The 19,499-nt window shown below is 39.6% G+C and carries 26 protein-coding genes; 7 read left to right on the top strand and 19 right to left on the bottom strand.

The genetic code is table 11. From position 1 onward, the window contains the following. Positions 1–73: 73 nt before the first annotated feature. Genes ACTNDS_RS13115 through ACTNDS_RS13125 form a run of 3 tightly spaced genes read right to left on the bottom strand, consistent with a single transcriptional unit; the run spans position 74 to position 1,710 of the window. A complete protein-coding gene (locus ACTNDS_RS13115; RefSeq protein WP_441036261.1) occupies positions 74–421 on the bottom strand; it encodes a plasmid mobilization protein in 348 nt (115 codons plus the stop codon). After that, positions 421–1,509 (bottom strand): tyrosine-type recombinase/integrase, encoded by a 1,089-nt coding sequence (locus ACTNDS_RS13120; protein WP_441036263.1) that lies wholly within the window; start codon positions 1,507–1,509, stop codon positions 421–423. Before ACTNDS_RS13120 ends, ACTNDS_RS13115 begins: the two co-directional genes overlap by 1 nt. Before the next feature lie 12 nt (positions 1,510–1,521). Further along, positions 1,522–1,710 carry a hypothetical protein gene (locus ACTNDS_RS13125; protein ID WP_441036265.1) on the bottom strand — a complete coding sequence of 63 codons (189 nt, stop codon included), beginning with the start codon at positions 1,708–1,710 and terminating at the stop codon, positions 1,522–1,524. 333 nt (positions 1,711–2,043) lie between these two features. Here ACTNDS_RS13125 and ACTNDS_RS13130 point away from each other — a divergent pair, with 333 nt between their 5' ends. Further along, complete coding sequence (locus tag ACTNDS_RS13130) at positions 2,044–2,565, top strand: helix-turn-helix domain-containing protein (protein ID WP_441036267.1); 522 nt, start codon at positions 2,044–2,046, stop codon at positions 2,563–2,565. Positions 2,566–2,886: 321 nt separating this feature from the next. On the opposite strand, the gene ACTNDS_RS13135 is transcribed toward ACTNDS_RS13130, so the two are convergent. From ACTNDS_RS13135 to ACTNDS_RS13170, 8 genes are all read right to left on the bottom strand, one after another. Continuing rightward, positions 2,887–3,066, bottom strand: a complete 180-nt coding sequence (locus ACTNDS_RS13135) for a hypothetical protein (RefSeq protein WP_028086473.1) — start codon at positions 3,064–3,066, stop codon at positions 2,887–2,889. Between the two features lie 114 nt (positions 3,067–3,180). Then, the gene (locus ACTNDS_RS13140; RefSeq protein ID WP_055257534.1) at positions 3,181–4,635 is read right to left on the bottom strand and encodes an AlbA family DNA-binding domain-containing protein; all 1,455 of its coding nucleotides are present in this window, start codon (positions 4,633–4,635) and stop codon (positions 3,181–3,183) included. A gap of 163 nt (positions 4,636–4,798) precedes the next feature. Then, positions 4,799–5,161 (bottom strand): helix-turn-helix domain-containing protein, encoded by a 363-nt coding sequence (locus ACTNDS_RS13145; RefSeq protein WP_055257532.1) that lies wholly within the window; start codon positions 5,159–5,161, stop codon positions 4,799–4,801. A 179-nt stretch (positions 5,162–5,340) separates the two neighbouring features. Further along, positions 5,341–6,114 carry a NifB/NifX family molybdenum-iron cluster-binding protein gene (locus ACTNDS_RS13150; protein ID WP_055257530.1) on the bottom strand — a complete coding sequence of 258 codons (774 nt, stop codon included), beginning with the start codon at positions 6,112–6,114 and terminating at the stop codon, positions 5,341–5,343. A gap of 98 nt (positions 6,115–6,212) precedes the next feature. Continuing rightward, positions 6,213–6,797 (bottom strand): 4Fe-4S binding protein, encoded by a 585-nt coding sequence (locus ACTNDS_RS13155; RefSeq protein ID WP_055195153.1) that lies wholly within the window; start codon positions 6,795–6,797, stop codon positions 6,213–6,215. Continuing rightward, positions 6,794–6,994 carry a 4Fe-4S binding protein gene (locus tag ACTNDS_RS13160; protein WP_222891075.1) on the bottom strand — a complete coding sequence of 67 codons (201 nt, stop codon included), beginning with the start codon at positions 6,992–6,994 and terminating at the stop codon, positions 6,794–6,796. Before ACTNDS_RS13160 ends, ACTNDS_RS13155 begins: the two co-directional genes overlap by 4 nt. Positions 6,995–7,113: 119 nt before the next feature. Next, the gene (locus ACTNDS_RS13165; RefSeq protein WP_222891074.1) at positions 7,114–7,440 is read right to left on the bottom strand and encodes a hypothetical protein; all 327 of its coding nucleotides are present in this window, start codon (positions 7,438–7,440) and stop codon (positions 7,114–7,116) included. A 91-nt stretch (positions 7,441–7,531) separates the two neighbouring features. After that, positions 7,532–8,452, bottom strand: a complete 921-nt coding sequence (locus ACTNDS_RS13170; protein WP_028086467.1) for a hypothetical protein — start codon at positions 8,450–8,452, stop codon at positions 7,532–7,534. Positions 8,453–8,562: 110 nt separating this feature from the next. Between ACTNDS_RS13170 and ACTNDS_RS13175 the strand changes: the two genes are divergently transcribed. Beyond that, a complete protein-coding gene (locus ACTNDS_RS13175) occupies positions 8,563–9,246 on the top strand; it encodes a Crp/Fnr family transcriptional regulator (protein ID WP_044924472.1) in 684 nt (227 codons plus the stop codon). 118 nt (positions 9,247–9,364) lie between these two features. On the opposite strand, the gene ACTNDS_RS13180 is transcribed toward ACTNDS_RS13175, so the two are convergent. The 7 genes from ACTNDS_RS13180 to dinB all read right to left on the bottom strand — a co-directional run bounded on the left by ACTNDS_RS13180 (position 9,365) and on the right by dinB (position 15,019). Beyond that, entirely contained in the window at positions 9,365–11,056 is a 1,692-nt protein-coding gene (locus ACTNDS_RS13180) for an FAD-dependent oxidoreductase (RefSeq protein ID WP_109317838.1), read from the bottom strand. Between the two features lies 1 nt (position 11,057). Beyond that, positions 11,058–11,378, bottom strand: coding sequence for a rhodanese-like domain-containing protein (locus tag ACTNDS_RS13185; RefSeq protein WP_028086465.1), 321 nt, complete (start codon positions 11,376–11,378; stop codon positions 11,058–11,060). A gap of 12 nt (positions 11,379–11,390) precedes the next feature. Further along, entirely contained in the window at positions 11,391–11,696 is a 306-nt protein-coding gene (trxA, locus tag ACTNDS_RS13190; protein WP_109317839.1) for a thioredoxin, read from the bottom strand. A gap of 105 nt (positions 11,697–11,801) precedes the next feature. Next, positions 11,802–12,362 carry a sigma factor-like helix-turn-helix DNA-binding protein gene (locus tag ACTNDS_RS13195; RefSeq protein ID WP_026650124.1) on the bottom strand — a complete coding sequence of 187 codons (561 nt, stop codon included), beginning with the start codon at positions 12,360–12,362 and terminating at the stop codon, positions 11,802–11,804. Between the two features lie 331 nt (positions 12,363–12,693). Next, positions 12,694–13,239: a hypothetical protein gene (locus ACTNDS_RS13200; protein ID WP_026650125.1), complete on the bottom strand. Its 546-nt coding sequence runs from the start codon at positions 13,237–13,239 to the stop codon at positions 12,694–12,696. A 275-nt stretch (positions 13,240–13,514) separates the two neighbouring features. Further along, a complete protein-coding gene (locus tag ACTNDS_RS13205; RefSeq protein WP_026650126.1) occupies positions 13,515–13,754 on the bottom strand; it encodes a hypothetical protein in 240 nt (79 codons plus the stop codon). A 20-nt stretch (positions 13,755–13,774) separates the two neighbouring features. Next, entirely contained in the window at positions 13,775–15,019 is a 1,245-nt protein-coding gene (gene dinB, locus ACTNDS_RS13210) for a DNA polymerase IV (RefSeq protein ID WP_044924451.1), read from the bottom strand. Positions 15,020–15,213: 194 nt separating this feature from the next. Between dinB and ACTNDS_RS13215 the strand changes: the two genes are divergently transcribed. The 3 genes from ACTNDS_RS13215 (at position 15,214) to ACTNDS_RS13225 (ending at position 16,625) form a co-directional block, all read left to right on the top strand. Next, on the top strand, positions 15,214–15,666 hold the full coding sequence (locus ACTNDS_RS13215) for a helix-turn-helix domain-containing protein (protein ID WP_026650128.1): 453 nt from the start codon (positions 15,214–15,216) through the stop codon (positions 15,664–15,666). A gap of 77 nt (positions 15,667–15,743) precedes the next feature. Further along, complete coding sequence (locus ACTNDS_RS13220; protein WP_026650129.1) at positions 15,744–16,298, top strand: ImmA/IrrE family metallo-endopeptidase; 555 nt, start codon at positions 15,744–15,746, stop codon at positions 16,296–16,298. A 33-nt stretch (positions 16,299–16,331) separates the two neighbouring features. Next, positions 16,332–16,625 (top strand): hypothetical protein, encoded by a 294-nt coding sequence (locus ACTNDS_RS13225; RefSeq protein WP_026650130.1) that lies wholly within the window; start codon positions 16,332–16,334, stop codon positions 16,623–16,625. Between the two features lie 72 nt (positions 16,626–16,697). On the opposite strand, the gene ACTNDS_RS13230 is transcribed toward ACTNDS_RS13225, so the two are convergent. Further along, a complete protein-coding gene (locus ACTNDS_RS13230; RefSeq protein WP_049946956.1) occupies positions 16,698–17,453 on the bottom strand; it encodes an 8-oxo-dGTP diphosphatase in 756 nt (251 codons plus the stop codon). A gap of 282 nt (positions 17,454–17,735) precedes the next feature. On the opposite strand from ACTNDS_RS13230, the gene ACTNDS_RS13235 reads away from it, so the two are divergent. Beyond that, positions 17,736–18,059: a MobC family plasmid mobilization relaxosome protein gene (locus tag ACTNDS_RS13235; RefSeq protein ID WP_026650133.1), complete on the top strand. Its 324-nt coding sequence runs from the start codon at positions 17,736–17,738 to the stop codon at positions 18,057–18,059. After that, entirely contained in the window at positions 18,026–19,384 is a 1,359-nt protein-coding gene (locus tag ACTNDS_RS13240; protein ID WP_026650134.1) for a relaxase/mobilization nuclease domain-containing protein, read from the top strand. The genes ACTNDS_RS13235 and ACTNDS_RS13240 overlap by 34 nt, the downstream gene beginning before the upstream one ends. The last annotated feature ends 115 nt before the right edge of the window (positions 19,385–19,499 follow it).

Here is a 19,499-nt window from a genome sequence, read left to right on the forward strand (position 1 = left end):
GCTTTACCAGAGCCTGCATAAGTTTTTAAGCGTGTGAGAAATGTCCTTGTTACCAGCAGGGGCATTTTCTTTTTCAGGGATGTTTTGGAGTTTCCACATGCTGCGGTTCCTCCTTCATCCCATTCAATGTCATAGCAACCATCCGGATGGTCTGAAGCAGTTCCTCATTTTCTTCACTGTACGTTTCCAACTGTTTCAGTTCATCGTAAATCTGTTGCATCTGATTTTTCAGAGCCTTATAAACTCTTGGATTTCCCTGTACGATCACTTCCCAACCCATCAGCTTTCTCAGGATGTACTCCTGTTTTGTAAGCCCGGATAATGCCACCATGCGGTCAATCATTTTCGCTTCTTCCTCGGATACCCTAAATCCCACTGTCCAGTTTCTCCATCGTCCTTTTGCGTCCAACGTTCTCTCCATCAGATTTCATCCTCCTTTTCCATCCGTTCCACATCCAGCTTATTCGCCATCTCCGTCTGCACGGTAGGGAACAGATGTGCATACCGATACGTGATTTTTTCTGCTTCATGTCCTACCCGGTTTCCAATGGCAAGTGCAGTAAATCCCATATGGATCAGCAGGGAAACATGACTGTGGCGAAGATCGTGAATCCGGATAACCGGAACTACTGTCTCTTTGCATCCCCGTTCCATCTCATGTTTCAGATAAGACTTGGAAAATGGGAAGATTCGCTGATCCGGTGCCAGGGAATAATACATCTGAAAGTAATCCCGCATCTCTTCACAGAGAAACTCCGGCATTACAACGATCCGGTTGCTTTTCGCTGTTTTAGGCGAAGTAATAATATCCTGCTTTTTCATCCGGTGGTACGTTTTATTAATCCGCACCGTCTGTTTCTCAAAATCAAAATCTGCCGGTGTGAGGGCAAGCAGCTCCCCTTCCCTGATTCCGGTCCAATAAAGCATCTCAAAGGCATAATAGGATCTGGGCTTGTCCATCATTGCCTCGGCAAATTTCAGATACTGTTCCTTTGTCCAGAACTTCATTTCCTTCGGAACTTCTTTTCCCATACTTCCTGCCTGTCTTGCCGGATTGCTGGGCAGATTATAATAGTTCACCGCATGATTGAAAATTGCTGTAAGCTGTGCCTGAATCGTTTTCAGATAATCCACGGAATAGGGCTTGCCCTTTTCATCCCGGTATGCCATCATCTCATTCTGCCAGGCAATCACATCCGCCACTGTGATCTCGTTGATCTTCTGTTTTCCAAAGTAAGGAAGGATTTTTGTCCGCACAATATGGCTTTTCGTCTCAAATGTACTTTCCTTTACCCTCTGGCGTTTATACTCGGAATAAATCTCATAAAAGCTCTCAAACGTCATATCCAGCTTATTTCCTTTTCGGAGCATCATTTCATGTTCCCATGCAGTCGCTTCCCGTTTGGTCTTGAAGCCACGTTTCTGCGTCTGCTTTCTTTCCCCGGTAAAATCGGTGTACCGGAACACCACTCTCCATGTACCTTTGTCTTTCTCCTGATATACAGCCATCTTAAGTACCTCCTATTTTTCTTCATAAAATAATTTCTTTCTGAAATAATTGGCATCCACACGCCCCGGCACTGTAATCAGTCCCATTCCGCTGAGTTCTTTATTCAGCTGGCGGATAATCTGGTATGCCTTTGACTGTTTGACCTGTAAAATATCCATTACTTCTTCTGCAGTCAGAAATCCATTCTTTAATTCAGACATTCCATTCACCTCCTTCCACATCATCTTCAAGGAAAAACCCCTCTACTTATCCAAAGTTTCAAGGCACCTTATACAACCTCATTTTCAAATTTTCTTTAACTTAACTTTATTTAGTTAAGTTTTGACCGTATTGTATTAACTCTTTTCCGTTAAGTCAAGTGGTTTGAACATCTGTAGTTAAATTTTTTTGTTTAAGTTTTTCTTGCATCTTATTTTTCCATATGCTATACTGATTTAAACAAATATCGTTAACCACCAGTTCCTATTCATTGCAAAACGTAGGAACTTATATTCAAAAACGAATAAAAGATTTCAGAAAAAGGAGAGATTCCTATGGCATTTGGAAAACGCATTAAATTTTTCAGAAACAGAAAAGGTATGAAGCAGAAGGAGCTTGGCGAACTTCTTGGATTCCTTGGAAAGACTTCGGATGTCCGTGTAGCACAGTACGAAACAGAAGCCAGAACCCCTAAAGCTGATCTGGTCAAAGAAATGGCACAGATCTTCGGTGTCAGTCCCAGAGCCATCAATGTTCCGAACATTGACTCCTATCTCGGACTCATGCACACCCTCTTTGCACTGGAAGATATGTATGGCATCAAGATCGGAGAGATTGACGGAGAACTCTGCCTCCGACTTGACCGGGAGCACAGAGAATATCAGCATCTGTTTGATCCTTTTCATGCATGGCAGCAAATGGCTGCAAAACTGGAATCCGGAGAAATCAGCCAGGAAGAATACGATAACTGGCGATATAATTATCCGGAAATGGACACCTCTGAGAATCGGGCAAAGGTTCCGTCTCAGGAACTCTCTGACGAACTCATAAAGTCACTGAAAAAAGAAAATCAATAAAGAAATGCAAAAAAACCTTACTGACTACTCTTTCCAATTTTGGAAACAGTTCATCAGTAAGGTTTTTATGTTATAGAAATATAATTATATTCAACGGATATTGCAAGAACGTTGCCAATCCGTTGCCAAAAAATAACGGAATTTGCTTGGAATACGCATAAATACTGGGTCTATTTTCGCAAAATCCTATTCAAACTCCTTTGCGGACTGCATTTCATGACACGCAAAGGCTGTTATTAGAGGCTTATAGTTCGAACATATGTTCTGATTCTGTGCTTTTCGCACCGCTTATGAAGAAATAAACTCCAAAATAACTCCATTTTACTCTTTATTATTTTGTTGTTCTTCTCTTGCGTACAGGAGATCCAATGCCTGACATACAACACCACTCATGCTCTGATAGTGTCTTTCTGCATACTCAACAAGTCTCTGTTTTTGCTCTGGAGTCACCCGTACTCGTATGTTTTCTTCTTTGCCATCTTTTGGTGTTTTTCTAGCCAAACATATCACTTCCCTTCCACAAGTACAGTTTACTACTAATTACTACAAAATGTCAATCTATTTTTGTTATTTATCTATATATTCTCTTGGACTAATCTTAGACTAATTTACTTCTCACTCCTGTAGATCTTTATCAACAATCTCCCAGTAACCATTCTTTGGAGATCCATGTCTTATAAGAATACCATACTCTTTTAACTTCTTAATATTGTTCTCAATATTTCGACTGGCAACCCCGATTTTTTCAGCTAACTTAACCGCTGATAATTGATGATCTTCTGAAAGCAACTTTATAATCTTTTGCTGTGTATCGTTGAGATCTGTTCTCCACTCTGCCTCCGATGCTTCTCCGATGCTTCTCCGATGCTTCTCCGATGCTTCTCCGATGCTTTCTTTTTCATTTGTCATCGGAAATGAATTACGGAACACCTCTACCCGAAACATATTATCAAATTCCTGAAATCTCGGTCTCGGAAGTCCATACTCTTCTGCAGCATTCAGGATTCTTTTTATTCCGCTTCCCCATGCTTCTACGAGTCCCATCTGACTGAATATATTGGCAATACCTTTATTCCGGATCTTAGAATGACCATTCATGACTTCCTCATAAGTCAATCCGTTATATAATCCGCCTGGAGAAGTCACCTCCAACCTGTCATCATAAACTGCGACCTGAATACAGGATTCATCCAATAGGTTACGGTGACAATGGGCGTTAATGATCATTTCCCTGATTGCTTCCGGTGGTAGCTCATACTTCTCTTTTCGCACCAATCCATCAATCGTTGCTCCGAGTCGAATATTTCTCAATACAAAGTCTACAGCTTCTTCGATTTGTGTATAGATCGGTCCTGTAAATTCTCTCTTATCCAGAAACACTGCACGATCTGTTCCCTTGAATACCGCACATTGTGTTTTGGCGAATGAAAAATAATCTGATGTCAGCAATGCATAGGCATTCGTTGCCAGAAGCTGTCCCTCGCTCTGCTTCAAGATTTTCCAGTTTATCAGCTGCTCTTTCTTTACAGAATGCTCTGCCATTCCTGCCTTCTTCCGGAACTTTTCGATATCCTGACAAAGTTTCTCTGTTGCTTCCTCTGAAACAGGATAACCCACACAAGTAAGCTCATCCCATGAGATTCTGGCTCCTTCCATTTCCAGCTCTTTTATCTTCTCCGGAAATGCCTGCCTTGATGTACCTGCAACACGGATATAAGTACCATTATCTTTTCCCTTTGATTTCAGATAATACGGTCTGTTCTTTCCAGCTTCTACTGATACAACAATGACCGTTTTCCCGTCTACTGTCTGCGGCTCAATATCAGGAATAATCTGTGGCACACAGGAATCAGAAACTGCATTGGCAATTCCGTCCATCAGCTGAAACAACACATCATTTTCCACACCAACAATCTGGTGTGTTTTATCATCTACTCCAACAATCAGCTTGCCGCCTTGTGTATTGGCAAAAGCTACAATCGTCTTCATGTATTTTTCACTTTTATCGGGTAAGGATACCTTGTACTCAATATTTTTCGACTCCCCGGAAAACATAGTTTCTTCTACCATTCTTTCACTCCTAATCTATACTCGCACCACCGGTACAAGTAATTCTATTTCCAGAGTAAATATCTCTGGATCATTAACACTATTATACGTTCTATTCTTCTTTTCTAGCAAGCAAGAAAACAAAACAGTTCATTTTTTCTTACCATTTTCTTCTGTTCTTTTTTTATTCCAGATAAAGTCTCGTTATCTCATCCATGAAAATAGTTTTGTCCTCATTGGTCATAGTTCCACTGGCAAATAAAGCAGCTGCCTGTTCAAGAATCTGCCTTGCCTGTTTAGCACCAGAATATTCACTTGGCTCATCATTACCCAAGCACACGGTTTCATTATCATTCATAAGATAAGAAACCTGACACTGAAATGCATCTGCCAGTTTTTGATATAAACTACTCTGCTTTGGATATCGTCCATCAATTTCCCAAGCTCGAATTGTTCTATAAGAAACGCCGACCATAGCACCCAGCTTTTGTTGAGTCATTTTTTTCTCTTTTCGCAACTTTCTAATTTTATCACCAAATGTTGTCATAAGTATACATCTTTCTCCTATGAGTTTTGTACGTGCTTTTTTAATCACAATAAAAGTATATCATTATGCAAACGAAAAGAGAACCCGACATCTCAAGCAAATTTGATGATGCAGGTTCCCTCTTTATAGATCAATACCTTTTATTTTTTCATCTTATGATCTGATGGCAGTCTCACTTCTTAATGACAACTGTGGCTTCCACATCCATGCTCGCCACATGTATGTCCTTCCCCGTGGTTGTGCTCGTGATGAGAACATTTCACATCCGGATTATACTCAAGTGTTTCATTGATAAAAGCTTCTACTGCTTCATCCGCATATCCGGAAACTCCGCCAAAAAGCTTAATGCCTGCTGCCGCTAATGCGGTCTGGGCACCTCCTCCGATTCCGCCGCAGATCAAGACATCGGCATTTAAGGCATTAAGAACTCCTGCCAACGCACCATGTCCGCTTCCATTCGTATCTACTACTTCTGAATGTACTACTTTTCCTTCCTCTACATCGTAAATCTTAAATGTCTCTGTGTGTCCAAAGTGCTGGAAAATCTGTCCATTTTCATATGTTACTGCTATTCTCATGATACCTTCTCCTTTTTCTGCTGCATATTTTTTGTAAATTTCCTGTTTGTAACATCCTCCAAAGCTGCAGTCGCTACTCTGACCGTCACAAATTCTGAAATCCCCGCCCTCGATTCTAAGCGGATGCCCATCAATGAGTGCATCTGCTATTTTCTTCCTAGCAATCTCGTAAATCCGTTGAACTGTTGTTCTTGCAATCTGCATAGATACTGCACACTGCTCCTGACTATAACCTTTCTTGTCCAAAAGACGGATTGTCTCGTACTCATCTACCGTCAGAACAATGGGTGTTTTTTTGTCAGTATCGTCTGCCGGAAGAAATTCTAAAACATTGGGGAAATGACAGACTTTTCTGCATTTTACTGGTCTCGGCATAAACTGCTCCTTTCTCGCTTTTCTTATATAATAGCCCTATAAAAGGCATATGTCAATAATGTTTTTGACATATGCCTTTTATGAATCACCTTATAGTATTACTTCTTTTCATTATTTTTTAATTTACAGATACCCTGCGTCATTGTTCCCATTGGACAAAATGTACACCAGGTTCGTGGCTTATATAACACCATTACGATCAACCCTAACAACAAAGATGTAAGCATCAAACTATAAAATCCAAAACTAAACTGTGCCACCCAATCAGCTACTGTTCCGGCAGTGTATGTCCATCCCCACGGAACACGGAAGGTCCAGAATAATTTGATGGCTTCACGCAAGGATGATGATCCGGCACCAACTAAATATGTCTGAAATACCATATTCCCAAACATTGTAAGGAAAAATATCAAAAAGCCGTATCGGAACCATTTTGAACTCATCCATCGCGGGGTTGGTTTATTTCTTGAGCATTTTAAATCCCCACCGAGCTTACTAAAAAGCTGGCCACGTCCACACAAATGATTACAGAAAAATTTATTTTCACCGAATATCGCTATTCCTAACGGCAACAGGAAATCAATCATCCCAAACCAAGCAAACAAAATATTAAAAAAACCGAGAGCAAAATAAAGGATCGCCCATATCCATAAATAATCATACCAATGTTTCTTTTTCTTCACATCGCTGTCCTCTCTTTCATTTCAATACAACCTGCCGGACAGGACTTTGCACATTTTCCACATCCTACACACACTGTTTCTTCTACCACAGCATAACATCCATGGTAAACTTTGACAGCTGCCAGCGGACAAGTATTTTCACATACTCCGCAGGCAACACATCTTTTTTTATCGACACTTGCCATTCTTTTTGCCAATGCTTTGTTCCCCTTTCAAATTTTGTATCTCTATTGTACCTGAAAAAGGTAAATCCTTCTGTGATATTATTACATAAGAATTTACCTTGAACGCTAATCATTACAATGACATATTTTTATTATACATTACCTTTATATTTATATATGATGTTTAGAATTTCCTCAGTTGTTCGAATAATTTCTTTTTGTTTTTCTTTCATTGTTATAGATTTGCTTTCTTCTTCAGCTAACGAAGAGTAAAGGTGAATGGTATTAGCATGATTCCATATCTCATCGTAAATTTTCTCGATTTCATCAGCACTCCGAAATGCCTGGTCTGTTTGCATTTGCAAGTGTTCTCGTTGCTCTTCCAGATGATTCATCCGTTCTTGTAACTGATCCCTTTCTTTCTGCAATCGATCATGTTGTGCTTGCAGTTGATCTATTTGTATTTTAATTTCGCTCATCTTTTCTTTCTGTCTCCGCATAAGCATCATCAAATATACAACTACAACTACAAATACAAATAATAGTATTATGTACAGCATAAACTTCTCCTCACGACACATATATTTCGACGGTTTTCCGCAAATCAACTATTGATAATGGCATAGAAAGAACAGTTAGTTTTCCTGAATTCTTTTTAATTTCAACAGCATCAGGATTGCCTGTGATTAAAATTACAGGTGTTGTCCTGTCCGCACGCCATGGCTGATTCGGTTGGCTCGTCATATCTTCGGTAACAATCCAAAGATCCGGCTTATGTCTGCCTAATCTTGTTTTAGCACTTTCCGGTGTGTAAAACAGCATGATCTGATCTGAAATAAATTGCAATGTTTCTTTTAATCCTTTTGCATAACGTTCACTGCCACAGACCAGTGCAATAATAGAAGCAGCTTTCTTTTTTTGTGTTACCTGAATAAAATCCAAAACTGGTGTATTATAGAGACTAAAGTCTTTTTCCAAATGAACTTTATCATAATAACTCTTTGCTGCCTTGCACATCCTCAGACAAAACTGTTCTATGTCTATACGAATATCGTTTCCGTTCTCCTGTATGTTCATACTTTCCAACTGACAAACTGACATTCCACAGTTTAGTCCAAGATGAAAGCGTATATTATTTTCATCATTCAAAAATCCTTTATTTTGATGAAGATATTCACATCGAAGCTGCCAACAGCGTTCTCCGCAAATATATGGCTTTTCATCGGATTGAGATAGTTTAAAGTAGTCCCCTGCATATTCATCAAACCAGCGAATATACTGGGTTCCCACATCACGGGTCGGATTCTTTTGCCGATCCAGCATAACCCGGCCATCTCGATAATGTTTAACAATTTCCGGGAAAGCAATACCTCCGCAAATATCTGGCAAAGTCAATGCCAATGCCAGTGCAGACTGCCATCGTCTATCTACAATATTCAGTTCTACTTCTTCAATTCGGTCCAAAAATGTAAAACTGACATCTCCCTGCATTATTTATCCCTCCCTCATATTCACAACAGTCATGTACTATAGTCAGTATATTTTTATTTATGGCATATGTCAATTATATAATTGACGCATCTAAAAAAAGTAAGTATACTATGTTCGTAAAGGAGATAACTGTTATGAGCTTCGAAAATTATTTTCCACTATGGAATGACTTAAATACAGCACAGAAAAAAGTAATTTCAGACAATTTGATTACACGGGATGTAAAAAAAGGAACGATCATTCACAACGGAAACCTGGATTGTACTGGATTATTACTGGTTAAATCCGGGCAGCTTCGAACTTACATACTTTCAGATGAAGGACGAGAAATTACACTTTACCGCCTGTTCGATATGGATATGTGTCTTTTATCCGCCTCATGTATCATGCAGTCCATTCAATTTGAAGTAACCATTGAAGCAGAAAAAGATACTGATCTTTGGATCATCCCTGCTGAAATCTATAAGGACATCATGAAGGAATCGGCTCCCGTCGCAAACTATACCAATGAATTAATGGCTAGCCGTTTTTCTGATGTCATGTGGCTGATTGAACAGATCATGTGGAAGAGTTTGGATAAGCGTGTTGCTTCATTTCTTTTAGAAGAGACCTCTATCGAAGGAACAAATGAACTGAAAATCACTCACGAAACTATCGCAAACCATCTTGGTTCCCACAGGGAAGTGATCACTCGAATGCTTCGATACTTTCAGGGCGATGGTCTCGTCAAACTCTCACGCGGCAAAATCACCATCCTTGATTCGAAAAGACTGGAAACACTACAAAGATCATAAAACTGTTTTTCTATGACATCTAAAGAATCCTCCATTTATCAGAATTGTGAAAGTCATTCTAATAAATGGGGGATCTTTTTACGCTACAAGTAAATTATAAAATTATTGTGATTATTTTTTAATAATCCATACCACATGCATATGCCCTTTCAATCAACGCACGGTCATTAACCACTGCATCATAGAAGCGGAATCCACCGGAGAAGTTGTATGTTTCATAACCGTTTCCTTCCAGAATACGGCTGGCAATGTAGCTGCGCAGACCACTTTGGCATATCAAGTAAACAGGCTTTCCCTTCTCAATTTCATTGATACGTTCCCTTAGTTCATCTACAGGAATATTTCTGAATCCATCCATATGCCCCCTGTTAAACTCACCTACAGTTCTCACATCCAGCAATACAACACTTTTATCTTTAGAAATCTTATCCATATCTTCCAGATGCCATTGTTTTAAGGTACCTTTTGCTATATTGTCTATCATGAATCCTGCCATATTTACAGGATCCTTGGCAGAGGAATACGGCGGTGCATATGCAAGATCCAGATCTTTCAGCTGGGTTGCCTTCAGCCCTGCATGAATTGCTGTTGCCAGCACATCAATACGTTTATCAACTCCTTCATATCCAATAATCTGAGCACCAAGCAAACGATAAGTCTCTTTTTCAAAAACCACCTTCATGGTCATCACTTTTCCACCAGGATAGTAACCGGCATGACTCATAGGAGAAAGAATTACTGTATCTACATCTAATCCTGACTTTTTGGCATTGGTTTCATTGATACCTGTAGTGGCTGCTGTCATATCAAATACTTTGATAACGGAGCTTCCCTGACTGCCCAGGTAACGGCTGTCACCACCACAAATATTATCAGCGATGATCCTGCCCTGCTTGTTGGCTGGTCCGGCCAAAGAGATCAGCGCATCATCACCCGTAACATAATGTTTTACCTGAACTGCATCACCTGCTGCATAAATATCCGGTACAGAAGTTTCCATTCTGTCATTCACTACGATACTTCCCTTGATGCCAAGTTCCAGACCAGCTTCTTTTGCTAATGCTGTGTCTGGTGTAACTCCGATTGCCAGCACCACCATATCAGCCTGAAGGGATGGATTATCTTTTAATAGAACCTCTACTCCATTGTCCTTTTCTTTAAATCCTTCTACTGTATAGCCCAGTACCAGTTTTATCCCATGCTTTCTCATTTCATTATGGATCATGGATGCCATATCCGGGTCAAATGGGTTCATCAGCTGCTTAGGCCGCTGGACAATTGTAACATCCATGCCAAGCTCCCTAAAATTTTCTGCCAGTTCCAGACCAATAAAACCGCCACCTGCCAATACAGCCGATTTTGGATGATTCTTATTTATATATTCCTTTATCCGAAAAGTGTCTTCTACAGTACGAAGTGTAAAAAGTTTATCCATACCTACTCCGGGAAGTCTCGGCTGTGTTGGCTTTGCACCTGGAGAGAGGATCAGCTTATCATAGTTTTCTTCAAATATCTCACCATTCTCTAAATTTTTCACTGAAACCGTTTTTCGTTCCGGATGTATGGAGATAACTTCATGATGAATTTTCATGTTAATACGGAATCGTTTAAAAAAACTCTCTGGTGTCTGTAGTGTAAGTTCTTCCGGGTCTGTGATCACGTCTCCGATATAATATGGAAGCCCACAATTCGCATAGGATATGTATCCGGATCTTTCAAACACAGTAATTTCTGCATGTTCATCCAATCTTCGTATTCTTGCTGCAGCTGTAGCTCCTCCGGCTACACCGCCTACGATTATTACCTTCATCTTATTTTTCCACCTTTCCTGAATAAGCAGCAATGCCACCAATATTATTTACTTTAGAATATCCCATTCGTTGCAACATCCCAGTTGCTTGACGACTTCGGGCTCCGGAATAACAGTATACAAACAGCGGTATTTCTGTATTCTTCACTACCGAAACAACATTGTTAAGTTGTTGCAATGGCACATTTTTACTTTCTGGTATATGCCCTTCCTGATATTCCTGCGGCGTACGAACATCCAGCAGAACTGCACCAGCAGTCTTTTTATATTCCTCTATCCCTTGATTAATATTCGCCTGTTTTAAAAAATCAAAAAATCCCATTAACGCACCTCCTTAAAGCATCTCTAAGATTGCCTTCTTAGGTCTTGCCCCTGAAACTTTTGTTACAATCTTCCCATTCTTCATAACCACCAAAGTTGGAATACTCATAATACCAAATTTACTTGCCAGTTCTGGCTGCTCATCCACATTGATCTTTCCAACTTTGATATCAGGGAGTTCACTTGCTATCTCCTCTATGATAGGAGCCACCATACGACAAGGAGCACACCAAGGAGCCCAAAAGTCTAAAAGAACGGTTTTCTCGGAATCCATTATTTCATTCTGAAAATTATTTTTATTGATATTAATAGCAGACATTTTACAGTCCTCCTTGTTTTTTCTTTTGTGGCTTTATTATAATCTGAAATTCATTTGTTTTCTGTGATATCATCACATTATTATCATGATTAATTTTTAACTAATTTATTTTTTCATCTTATGATCTGATGGCAGTCTCACTTCTCCGGTCCTTTTCTTCATAATCGAGTTCTGTGTCTCCATCTGTGTTGGAATATAATCGCTTTCCTGCAGAAATGCACCTGCCGCCTCAGCATATGATTCATATCCAGCTGCTTTCATCCTCTTCAACATTTTTGCCAAAGCACTGTTCTTGTCTCTACTCACCTGACGTGTGCTGATGCCCAGTTCCTCTGCTGTTTCTTTAACCTGTTTTCCCATGATAAAATAATCGCTCACGATTTTCTTTTCTTTCTCTGTCAGATCGCTGAAGAGTTCTTTAAAGAAGATCTCAGTTGTAATATCCGATGCAATGTCACGTCCACTATCTGCGATAAAGTCTGTCGCACAACCGTTTTCTGATTCTAATCCACAAAATAATACTGTATTATTTCTCTGATGCTGCTGATCAAACATATAATGTTCCTTATTATAAAAAATATTAAGAACTTCCAGCTCTTCTGCTGTAATATTAGCGTATTTCACCTTCTGATATCTGTCGTAAAATGTGTATTTTCTTTCTTCCATGATTGTTTCTCCGATTTGTCGTTTTTGTTGATTTGATTTGTGACAAATCGAAAATCATGGATATCTGGCATAATGCCTGCCTCTTCCCTGCATCTTGATATGCTCTTCCTTTCCGGCATCTACCTGTTAAAAAGGAAGCTTTTTCAAATCTGCAACCTGTTTTTGGGTATAAAAAAAGGCCATGCCCTTCCGGGCACAGCCTGACGCCTTAAAATTTGAGAAAAGAAAAACCTCCGCAAACATTACGTCTGCGAAGGTCTATTTCTCTCAGCATATCAATTCTAACATGCACGTATTTTCATTGTAATACCATTCACATGCCAGTTTACTGTCAGTTCACTGCCACTTTACTTCCACTTTTCTTCCAGTTTATTTCCTCCATCTTATTCTGTATCTTTTCCGGACGTGTAAATGCCCAGAGCATTGTTGCATACAAACGGATTGCTTTCTTACGGTTTCGATAATAAGTAGTGCTTGGCATATCATCCAGCATCAGCATCACATCTTCATTGGTATTTCCTGCTTCAAAATATCTATATTTCAAAAGCCGATAATACAGCTGTCCATTTTTTGGATAATCCCTCAAAGCTATCAGGGAATCTCTCATGATTTCCAGCAAACAGAGATTCATATCATTATTCAGAAGCTTTTCCTGGATTCTGCGTTTCTCTGCAGTCGCATCGAAATCTACCAGATCATATAACATTTCCTTCAGATGCTTCCCTTCCTCTGCATACATTTCATAATCTATATCCACAAGGTTCTTCTCAATACGGAACATTACTTTAGTATACTGACTCAGCAATAATTCCGTATTCTTATAAGCATCCTCTGCCACTTCTTCCATATTGATAAACATATCCTGTATTCTCTGCATAATTGTCCTCCTTCCCGACCGCTTCCGCAGCCAGACCAATCATTGTATTGTTTGTTCCATTCACAGTCTGTCACTGTCCTAACATCTCTTCATGCAGATTCCGCAGAAATATCCGCTGTGGGATAGCTTCTATTTCTGGCTGATCGGCAACTGTATGATCTATTGAAAGCAATCGGTTCTCACGGGAAAGGATGTATCCCCGACTGCTGATGTTCTCATCGAATATCTATCTCTCCAAAGGGGGCCCTGATTCAGGGCTCCCTTTTAGGGCACCGTTATTTACGTTCCATAAACCATTTATAATTTTCTTCATAAGTCAGATGACAGATTTTCCCGCCCACCTGACAGGTATAACGATATCCGGTTCCGCCAGCTTTTCGACTGGCACAACGCTCCGGTTTTGAAACCTTATCAATCGCATACTTACGTCCATCTTCCCAGACAAACGCTGTAGGGATCAATTCTCCTTCCCGGCTGAATACCGCCAGGACATCTACATACACTTTAGCTGTCATTACAAAACACCTGCTCTCTCCTATCCATGAAAATATGCCTGTGGATGAACCGTATGTTCCTTAGCATTCAGCTGTGCCAGTATCTTATCCTGATACATAAATGCTCTCTGAATACTCTGATAGCCAAACCTTCCACGGATCTCATCTACCACCTGGTCCATCTTTTTGATTTTTTCTCTCTTCGTTTCATCCATAAATAAATCAAGCTGATACGGCATCTCTTCTGATACCAGATCACATCCTCGAACACCAAGACTACGAATTGGATGTTCCCAATTATAGTTTTTCTGGAATAACTCAAATGCAGTTCTGGCAATTTCTTCTGTAAGATTACTTGCCCTGTCCAACTTGCACTGTCTCGTGAAATGATACAATCCATTATCCCGAATCGAGATTTCTACTGTCCTGCATTGAAAACCATTTTCACGAAGCCTGGCTCCTACACTTTCTGAAAGAGCCATCAAAATAATCTTCACGTCCAATTCACTAACAAGATCTCTTGGCGTTGTTGTACTGTTCCCGATAGACTTGATCGGTACTTTATATCCTTCTACCAAAACTGGAGTTTCATCCCATCCATTTGCAAAGGTATGAAGTACCAATCCCATCTTTCCAAGATATGTTTCTAATATAGAAGGTTCTGCTCCTGCCAGATCTCCGATTGTACAAATGCCAAGTTTCTTCATCGTCCGTTCAGTGCTTCTTCCGACCATGAGTAAATCACCTACTGGAAGTTTCCATGCAATATCCTTGTAATTGTCTTTGGAAAACTCTGTAATGGCATCCGGCTTTTTATAATCAGAACCGAGCTTTGCAAATATCTTATTCCAGGAAACACCAATACTTACGGTAACCCCCAGTTCATATTTAATCCGACTGCTGATCTCTTTTGCAATCTTCATTCCGTCTCCCTTGATAGAAGTACTGGCGGTCACATCCAGCCAGCTTTCATCAATCCCAAATGGTTCTCTCTGATCTGTGTATTCACTGTAAATCTCCTGTGCCATTCTGGAAAACCTCAAATAAAGATCCATGCGAGGCGGTACAAAGATTATTTCTGGGCAAACCTGTCTTGCCTGCCACAATGCCATGCCTGTTTTTACTCCGGCTCGCTTCGCAATATAGTTTGCAGTCAGCACAATTCCATGTCTTGCTTCCGGATCACCACCGACTGCCATCGGCTTCCCGGCAAGTTCTGGATGATGCAGCATCTCAACACTTGCGTAAAAGCAATTCATATCTGAATGAAGAATTGTCCTGCTCATAACATTCACCTACCAGTCTTAAAAATCATAATAAAAGTTCTTTGCTTCATATTGACTTTGTGAAGTTTATAGATTATAATTTCTACTAACTTCACGAACATTTGTTTGTATTTTATACGTGATAATGAACTCTGTCAATAGTTTTTATAAAGTTGATGAAGTTACGATTTCAAAAACTTGGAAAGGATCCCACTATGAATTTTTCAGACAAGATTAAATATCAACGAGAACAAAATCATCTGACACAAAAAGAACTTGCAGAACTGGTCGGCGTATCCCAGCGTGCGATCGCAGCTTATGAAAGTTCCGGCACCATCGCACGAATCTCTACTATGAGAAAGCTCGCTCATGCATTGAATGTCTCTTACGATTATTTGAAACATGATGAGATCACAGATCCTTCTTACGGAATTGAAAAAATGGATTATATTGATGAAGTCAATGGACAGCTTGGTGAAAAAGGAGCCAGGGACATCAATGAGATTCTCGAAGCCAACCGTGCTCTTTTTGCTGGTGGCGAACTCGACGAAGAAGCAAAAGATGCTTTCTATCAGGCTGTAACCAAAGCATATCTTTCCTGTAAGATGGAAGCCAAAAAGACATTTGGACGGAAAAAGAAAAACACTGAAATGGAAAGTGATTCATAGGTGTCCGTATTTTCGTACAGCACTTTTGCTACTCTATACTTGCAGCAAACTATCTTATGAAATATCGAGGTGTTTTTATGAGTTCAAAATGTATAAGAGACACTGTTAATAAAGTAAAAGCAAAATATCAGGAAAGTGATCCGTACCGCCTTGCAGCCGCTATGCATATTATTGTTAAAAAGCTTCCGCTTGGAACTGATCCAAACTGTTGCAAAGGCTTCTGTATGCGGGAATGTCGAAAGACCTGCATCGTCATTAACTGCGACCTACCGGAAATCATACAGCAGATTATCCTGATCCACGAGATCGGTCACGCACTCCTTCATCAGAAACCCCTTCAGATCAAGTGTTTTCATGATTTTGAATTATTCGATGGAGTGTCACAATGTGAATATGAAGCGAATTGCTTTGCCGCTGATTATCTTCTGGAAGATGAAGATGTCCTGGAGATGCTTAACGCTGATATGTCCTTTTTCCAGGCTGCCGCAGAACTGAAAGTTCCACCGGAACTTCTTGATTTCAAATTCCGAATGATGAAACGAAGCGGCGTTCAGATTGTAGATTCTCCGATTACTTCCAACAGTGACTTTTTAAAAGATATCCCTACTTCGGGAATAATAGAAAATTACTAAATATGCTATTTTTGAAAAAGGAGATTTTTGAAAATGATCAACTTAAATAAACATAGAATAGACTTTGGAAAAGGGGATGTAGGCATTGGTGTCATCGGTAACACTACAGATTCCGCACAACTGGCATTTTATAATCAGAGTGCACGTCCCATCCATATACTCAAGAATCCAGATCAGAATCCTGGGTTCGAACCCATGGAATTTAAAGAAGAACCTTTTATCATGAGCTTCTCCAATCCTGAAAGCATTGATGCAGTTATTTCAATTTTACAACGTGCCAAATATATTAATTTCACTTCCAAAAACGAACCGCAAAAAACAGAATAGATGAATGATGTATCTTATAAAGAATGGCTGTCTTTTCTCCAATGAGCAGGCAGCCATTTCTCATGTAATTCTTTAATACAAGTCTCCCACATATCCATCTGCTTCCAGATGCATATAGCACTCGTCCACCTTCTCTGATTCCAGAATCCGCAAAACGTGTTCCATACCTGTAGCAAGTTCTTTTGTTTTTAACTCTTCCAGCGGAATCCAATAAACTCTTCCTTCCTCAGAACTCTTTAATTCTCCGGTAAACTTATCCGCTTTATACAAGGTAATAACATAGTGCACTCCGCTCTTATGCCAATGATATAATCCTCCAAGCTTCGGTGCTTCAACCGTAAGTCCTGTTTCTTCCCAGACTTCCCGAATCATAGATTTCTGAAAAATCTCATTTGCTTCTACGTGACCGCCTGGAAAAGTTGTACCGGTATAGCTATCATTTACTTTATCCAGAGCCAGTACATTCCCTTTATGATCCTGAATCATACACATATTCATAAAACAGACCTTCTCAATCTGACTCTCTTCTTTTTCATTCAGAGATTTTCTGACACGTTTGTTGATATCCGATCGTTTGGATTTATAATGCTTGAAGACCTCTCCATACGGAATCCAGATTTCTGCATCTTCAATTTTTTCATAAACAGAATCCACCACTTCTTCCAGATGTTTGTCACTCGGAAAAGTACATTTTTTCATATAATAATCTCTGGTTGCCTGAAACATCCATTCCGCAATCTTTTCTTTCTGCTTCATTTTTAACTGGGAATACTTCTTATTCGTTTGCAGTAATCTCCCATCTATCATCTTATGGTTTTTCCGTGACATCGGTTTGACCTCTTTTCTTCTTTTTCATTCAGATTTTACTATACCACAGAATCATGCTTGCGTCATACTTCTGAGCTTCGATGTCCTCTTTTTCTTCTCTCAGTACCTTATTTATAGAGGGTTCTTTTTTAAGACTCTCTTCCGGAGGCTGTGCCACCGGTAAATAGCAAGGACAGGAAGTGTATATACACTTCCGGAAAACCAGCAATTTAGGGAACCCTGCCCTAAATTAAAAACACAGAAGTCACTACTTCGAAGAACCAAAGAAAGGAGAATCTGCCTATGGCAAAGAGAAAAAGAAATATACAGATTTTGTTTTGTGTTTCCCCAGAAGAAAAAAAGCTTATTCGTAGAAAGATGATTGAATCAAAGACAAAAAATATGGGAGCTTATCTTCGTAAAATGGCAATCGACGGTTACATCGTCAACACCGATACCACTCCACTGAAGAAACAGTATGAGGAAATGCATAAGATCGGTGTGAATATTAATCAGATTGCCAAAAAAGTAAACAGCACCGGTGATCTGTATCCGGAAGAAAAGCAAGAATTAAAAGAGATGGTGAAAGAATTATGGCGTATCTTAAGATCTTCCCAATTAAAGTAACAGACAAGAAAGCTCTGGACTACATCACGAATCCAGATAAAACAGAAGAAAAACTGTTAGTTTCCAGTTTTGGCTGTTCCCCGGAAACTGCAGATCTTGAATTTTCTATGACAAGAGAAATGGCAAAAAAGAATGGAATGGACAAAGGTGATAACCTGGCATTTCATCTGATCCAGTCATTTAAACCTGGAGAAGTTGATGCCGAAACTGCCCATCGCTTAGGGCAACAATTTGCAAACGAAGTACTGAAAGGAAAATATGAATATGTGATAAGCACCCATGTTGATAAAAATCATATCCATAACCACATCATCTTTAATGCAGCAAGTTTTGTTGATCATCACAAGTATGTTTCCAATAAGCGGAGCTACCATAAAATCTGCCGGATCAGTAATCGTATCTGCCATGAAAATGGACTTGCCACCAGTATGCCAACCGGAGAAAAAGGCAAAAGTTATAAGGAGAACATGGAATATCATCGTGGCACCAGCTGGAAAGCCAAGCTACGTGTTGCAGTTGATAAAGCAATCTGGACTTCCATCAACTATGAGGAATTTTTACAAAAAATGCAGTTAGCCGGATATGAAGTCCGACAGGGAAAACACCTGTCCTTCCGTGCACCGGAACAGAAAAACTTCACTTATATGAAATCTCTTGGAAGCTATTATTCAGAAGAAAATGTCCGCATCCGTTTGGCAAAAAACCGTAACAAAATAAAAGCTCCAAGGCATCTGTCCAGAGAAGCTCGCCTGTATATCAATATCTCCACTTATGTTACGACCGGCAATCGAGAAGGATTTGAACGATGGGCAAAACTAAATAACCTGAAAGAAGCGGCACGCACCTTCAACTATCTTTCCGAAAATAACCTGCTGAATTATGAAGATTTCCAACAGCATGTTTCTGATGTTGATGCTTCTGTTAAAGCGGCTGATCAAAGAATAACGCAAATCAACAGTGAGCTGAGCACACAGAAAATCATTCAAAAACACTGTGATTCTTACCGTCTCTGCCGAAAAGTGATTGAAGATTGCAAATCTGCTAAAAATCCAAAAGCATACCGAACCAAACATCAAGCAGAATACCAACTGCACGATTCACTAAAAAAAGAGCTTCAGGATCTCGGTGTTACCAAAATCCCAAGCTCTAATAAAATCCAGAATAGGATAGAAAATCTTGAATCTGAACAAGCTGCTACTGTCCGGGAAAAACAAGAATTGCAGAAAAAGCAGAAGACACTGAATATCATTAGACAGAATTTCACAGCACTACTTAATGCTCCGGAGATGCAAATTCCCATATCAGAAAAAGAGCTAACTCTCTAAAAAGAAGGAGGTACCTACTTTAACGAGGGTGTAAAAATTCTTGTGTCTATGGAAAGTAAATCTTTCTGATAAGAAATAGATATGTAAAATTTTGCTGTCGAATTAATGATTATGC

This window comes from Blautia sp. HCP3S3_C12, assembly GCF_052064155.1.
Taxonomy (GTDB): Bacteria; Bacillota; Clostridia; order Lachnospirales; family Lachnospiraceae; genus Blautia_A.